The following is a 4,328-nucleotide window of genomic DNA, read 5'->3' as shown; positions in this document are numbered from 1 at the left end:
TCCCGGGCGGTCCGGTGATCGATCGACTCGCGGCGTCCGGTGACCCGGCGGCCATACCCTTCCCCCGCGGGATGACCGGGCCCCGGGACGCCCGACACGACTTCTCCTTCTCCGGGCTCAAGACCTCCGTCGCGCGCCGGATCGAGGCCGCCGAGCGCGACGGGGTGCACCTCGAGGTCGCCGACGTGGCCGCGTCGTTCCAGGAGGCCGTGGCGGACGTGCTCACCATGAAGGCCGTGCGGGCCTGCACAGATCTCGGGGTGTCGACCCTGCTCGTCGGCGGCGGCGTCGCCGCGAACTCCCGGCTGCGGGAGCTGGCGGCGCAGCGGTGCGCCGAGGCCGGGATCCGCCTCCGCGTCCCCCGGCCGCGGCTGTGCACGGACAACGGGGCGATGGTCGTGGCGGTGGCGTCCGCGCTCCTCGCGGCGGGTGCCGAACCCAGTGCCCTCACCGTGGCGGCGGATCCGGGGCTCACGGTCGGGGTGACCCAGCTGGTGTGAGGCGGGTGGTGTGAGGAGGGTGGTGAGGCGGGTGCCTCAGAACCCGAGCAGTGCGAAGCCGTACCCGGTGAACAGCAGCATCCCGCAGACCAGCAGGGTGATCAGGACCAACCACAGGTACCCCACCGCGAGGGCGGTGAGGGCGAGACCGCGCCCGGCCTGTCCGGTCCGGTTGATCCTGGCCAGGGCGAGATGGCCGAGCAGGACCGACGCGAGCGCGAAGACCGCGGGGACCGCGGGCAGGAACAGTCCGAGGAAGGACCCGAACACGACGTTGCCCACCGCCAACACGACCGCGGCGAGCGCCGTCCCGTTGACGTCGGGGGGACCGGCGTGCGACTCGTCGCCGGGGTCCTCCGGATCCCGCCGGCCGGACGCGTCCGCGTCACCGGAGGGGGTACGGGACATGGCGACGACTCCTCCCGGGGGCGGCGGGACTTCCCGCTGATCGTACGCGGGGCCCGCGCGCCCGGCGGCGTGCTCGAGCGGGTGTGTGGGGGCCGGGTGGTGTTCGCCGTCCGCGAACGGGGCCGGATCGGGCACCCGGGACACTTGAGTGCTGGCACTCGCGCATATAGAGTGCCAATAGGCATGGACCCGGTCGCGTCACCCGCGACGACGCCACCCCGGTGCCCCGCCCCCCTGAACACACCAGCCATCTACACACGGAGGATCCATCGTGGCGATCAAGCCGCTTGAGGACAAGATTCTCGTCGAGGCCACCGCTGCCGAGACCACCACGGCGTCCGGCCTCGTCATCCCGGACACCGCCAAGGAGAAGCCCCAGGAGGGCACCGTCGTCGCGGTCGGCAAGGGCCGCTTCGACGAGGACGGCGACCGCATCCCCATGGACATCAAGGAGGGGGACAAGGTCATCTACTCCAAGTACGGCGGAACCGAGATCAAGTACGAGGGCAAGGAGTACCTGATCCTCTCCTCGCGCGACGTTCTCGCGGTCATCGACTGACGTGAGTCGGTACAACCCCGCCCCGGTGGCGCCGGCCAGTGTCCGGCCCGCCGGGGCGGTGGTGTCTCACCGGTGTCGCACCGGTCCGTTACGCAGTACGACCCGTCCGTCCCGAACACCCTCTTCCTTCCAGGAGTCCCATCAATGTCCAAGTTGATAGCGTTCGACGAGGAGGCCCGTAAGGGCATGCTCGCCGGTGTCGACCAACTCGCCGACACCGTCAAGGTCACGCTCGGCCCGAAGGGTCGGCACGTCGTGTTGGCCAAGGCCTTCGGTGGCCCCACCGTCACGAACGACGGTGTCTCCATCGCCCGCGAGATCGAACTCTCCGAGCCGTTCGCGAATCTCGGTGCCCAGCTGGTCAAGAGCGTCGCCACCAAGACCAACGACGTGGCCGGTGACGGCACGACCACCGCGACGGTGCTCGCGCAGGCGCTCATCCGTGAGGGGCTGCGCAACGTGGCCGCCGGATCCAACCCGATGGCCATGGGCAAGGGCATCGAGAAGGCCTCGGCCGCCGTCGTCGAGTTCCTCAAGTCCGCCGCCACCCCGGTGTCGGGGTCCGAGGGGGTGGCGCAGGTCGCCACGGTCTCCTCCCGTGACCCCGAGGTGGGCCGGATGGTCGCCGAGGCCATGGACGCCGTGGGTGTCAACGGCGTCGTGTCCGTCGAGGAATCCCAGGGCCTGCACACCGAGGTCGCCGTGACCGAGGGCATCGCCTTCGACAAGGGCTACCTCAGCCCCTACTTCGTCACCGACCCCGACGAGCAGAAGGCCATCTACGAGGATGTCCTGGTCCTGCTGCACCGCGAGAAGATCAGCTCCCTCCCCGACCTGCTCCCGCTGCTCGAGAAGGTCGCCGAGACCGGCAAGCCGCTGCTCGTCGTGGCCGAGGACGTCGACGGCGAGGCGTTGTCGACGCTGGTCGTCAACTCGATCCGCAAGACCATCAAGGTCGTCGCGATCAAGGCCCCGTTCTTCGGCGACCGCCGCAAGGCCTTCCAGGACGATCTCGCTATCGTCCTCAAGGGTCAGGTCGTCAGCCCGGACCTGGGCATGAAGCTCTCCGACTGTGGCCTCGAGGTGCTCGGACACGCCCGCCGCGTGACCGTCTCCAAGGACGAGACGATCATCGTCGACGGTGACGGTGACCAGGCCGACGTCGACGCCCGGGTGGCGCAGCTGCGCCGCGAGGCCGAGAACACCGACTCCGACTGGGACCGCGAGAAGCTCGAGGAGCGCATCGCCAAGCTCTCCGGGGGCGTCGCGGTCATCCGCGTCGGCGCCGCCACCGAGACGGAGCTCACCGAGCGCAAGCTCCGCGTCGAGGACGCGGTCAACTCGGCCAAGGCCGCCGTCGAGGAGGGCGTGATCGCCGGTGGCGGTTCCGTGCTCGTCCAGGCCGCGGCGTCGCTCGCCCGGCTCGCCGAGGACACCACCGACGCCGACGAGGCGGTGGGGGTGAACGTCGTCCGCAAGGCGCTGGCGGCGCCACTGTTCTGGATCGCCGCCAACGCGGGCGAGGACGGCTCCGTCGTGGTGAGCAAGGTCGCCGACCTCGGTCCGAGGGACGGCTTCAACGCCGCCACCGGCGAGTACGGTGACCTCGTCTCGGCGGGCATCATCGACCCGGTGAAGGTCACCCACTCGGCCGTCGTCAACGCCTGTTCCGTCGCGCGGATGGTGCTGACCACCGAGACGGCGATCGTCGAGAAGCCCGAGCAGGAGGCGCCCGGCGGGCACTCACACGCCGGTCACTCGCACTGATCCCGTCCCGACCGGGCCCCGGTCCCGCACCCGCGGGACCGGGGCCCGCTCGTCGTCCGGCGACCGGTGATGTCGTCTCACCCCGCTCCGAGCGGCTACGCTGGGCCCTCACCGGATGACCTCCGGCACAGGGGTCGCAGAAGTATCCTGTGCCCACGCCCCGCCGGCCGCGACGGTCCGGACGTGAGACCGCGACGGTCCGGCGCCGCACCCCGACAGAAAGGCCGTGCCCCGTAGCACACCCGTGTAACGAGAGGCCCCCCTAAATCGATGACAGGTACAGCAGACGAGTTGGAACTCGCCGTCGCCGCCGCGGTCAAAGGAGACCGTTCGGCGGCCACGCGGGTACTCGAACTCGTCCGTCCCGGGGTGGTGCGGTATTGCCGCTCCCGCGTCGGGGGTGCGGAGAGGGTCAACCTTTCTGCTGACGATGTCGCACAGGAGGTGCTGATCGCGGTGCTCTCGGCGTTGCCCGGGTACCGGGATCAGGGTCGTCCCTTCATGGCCTTCGTGTACGGGATCGCCGCACACAAGGTCGCGGACGCGCACCGGGGCGCCGCACGGAACAAGTCGGATCCCGTCGAGTACCTCCCGGAGGTGCTCTCCACGGAGACGGGACCGGAGGATCACATCCTCGACGGCGAGGTGGCCAGGGCGATGAGTCGTCTACTGGGAACCCTGCCCGAGAAGCAGAGGGAGATCATCCGACTGCGGGTGGTCGTGGGACTCTCCGCGGAGGAGACCGCGGAGATAGTGGACAGCACGGCCGGAGCCGTGCGGGTGGCCCAACACCGGGCCATGAAGCAGCTCCGGACCAGGATCGAGCAGGACGGAGAGGAGCGATGGCGATGAACGACGACGATGTCGACCCCGGCACCCGGGACGACGCCGCCTCCCTCGACGCGCACGGTCCGGATCCGGAGGCGGTGGAGCGTGACGACGAGCTCCTGCGCGTCCTCGGGGTGGGCGACCGCCCCGCCGGCTCCGACGCCCTGGCCGCGCTGCTCGCCGACTGGCGCGAGGAGGTCGACTCCGCGCCCCTGCCCGATCTGCCGGGGCAGGAGGAGATCGAGGCCGCGCTCGCGCCGAACGTC

The 4,328-nt window shown here is 70.5% G+C and carries 6 protein-coding genes; 5 read left to right on the top strand and 1 reads right to left on the bottom strand.

Annotated elements, in window-relative coordinates:
* Positions 1-500 (top strand): Kae1-like domain-containing protein (locus G6017_RS09995; RefSeq protein WP_524536279.1); only part of this gene is annotated, 500 nt, incomplete at its 5' end.
* Between the two features lie 36 nt (positions 501-536).
* On the opposite strand, the gene G6017_RS09990 is transcribed toward G6017_RS09995, so the two are convergent.
* Positions 537-908, bottom strand: coding sequence for a DUF4190 domain-containing protein (locus G6017_RS09990; RefSeq protein ID WP_179524688.1), 372 nt, complete (start codon positions 906-908; stop codon positions 537-539).
* A 271-nt stretch (positions 909-1,179) separates the two neighbouring features.
* Here G6017_RS09990 and groES point away from each other — a divergent pair, with 271 nt between their 5' ends.
* The 4 genes from groES to G6017_RS09970 form a co-directional block, all read left to right on the top strand.
* Complete coding sequence (gene groES, locus G6017_RS09985) at positions 1,180-1,467, top strand: co-chaperone GroES (RefSeq protein ID WP_017837219.1); 288 nt, start codon at positions 1,180-1,182, stop codon at positions 1,465-1,467.
* Positions 1,468-1,611: 144 nt separating this feature from the next.
* Positions 1,612-3,234 carry a chaperonin GroEL gene (groL, locus tag G6017_RS09980; protein ID WP_179524689.1) on the top strand — a complete coding sequence of 541 codons (1,623 nt, stop codon included), beginning with the start codon at positions 1,612-1,614 and terminating at the stop codon, positions 3,232-3,234.
* Positions 3,235-3,504: 270 nt separating this feature from the next.
* Complete coding sequence (locus tag G6017_RS09975; RefSeq protein ID WP_179524690.1) at positions 3,505-4,086, top strand: sigma-70 family RNA polymerase sigma factor; 582 nt, start codon at positions 3,505-3,507, stop codon at positions 4,084-4,086.
* The coding region (locus tag G6017_RS09970; protein ID WP_347237981.1) for an anti-sigma-D factor RsdA at positions 4,083-4,328 on the top strand (246 nt) is incomplete at its 3' end. The genes G6017_RS09975 and G6017_RS09970, both read left to right, overlap by 4 nt.

It is taken from the genome of Dietzia sp. B44 (assembly GCF_014145245.1).
Classification (GTDB): domain Bacteria; phylum Actinomycetota; class Actinomycetes; order Mycobacteriales; family Mycobacteriaceae; genus Dietzia; species Dietzia natronolimnaea.
The sequence above is the reverse complement of the archived record's forward strand: the minus strand, read 5'-3'. Positions and strand labels throughout refer to the sequence as shown.

What these genes read in the sequence shown, in the direction of transcription:
- G6017_RS09975 (WP_179524690.1), top strand. Translation starts at nt 3,505, where the DNA reads ATGACAGGTACAGCAGACGAGTTGGAACTCGCCGTCGCCGCCGCGGTC.
- groL (WP_179524689.1), top strand. Translation starts at nt 1,612, where the DNA reads ATGTCCAAGTTGATAGCGTTCGACGAGGAGGCCCGTAAGGGCATGCTC.
- G6017_RS09990 (WP_179524688.1), bottom strand. Translation starts at nt 908, where the DNA reads ATGTCCCGTACCCCCTCCGGTGACGCGGACGCGTCCGGCCGGCGGGAT.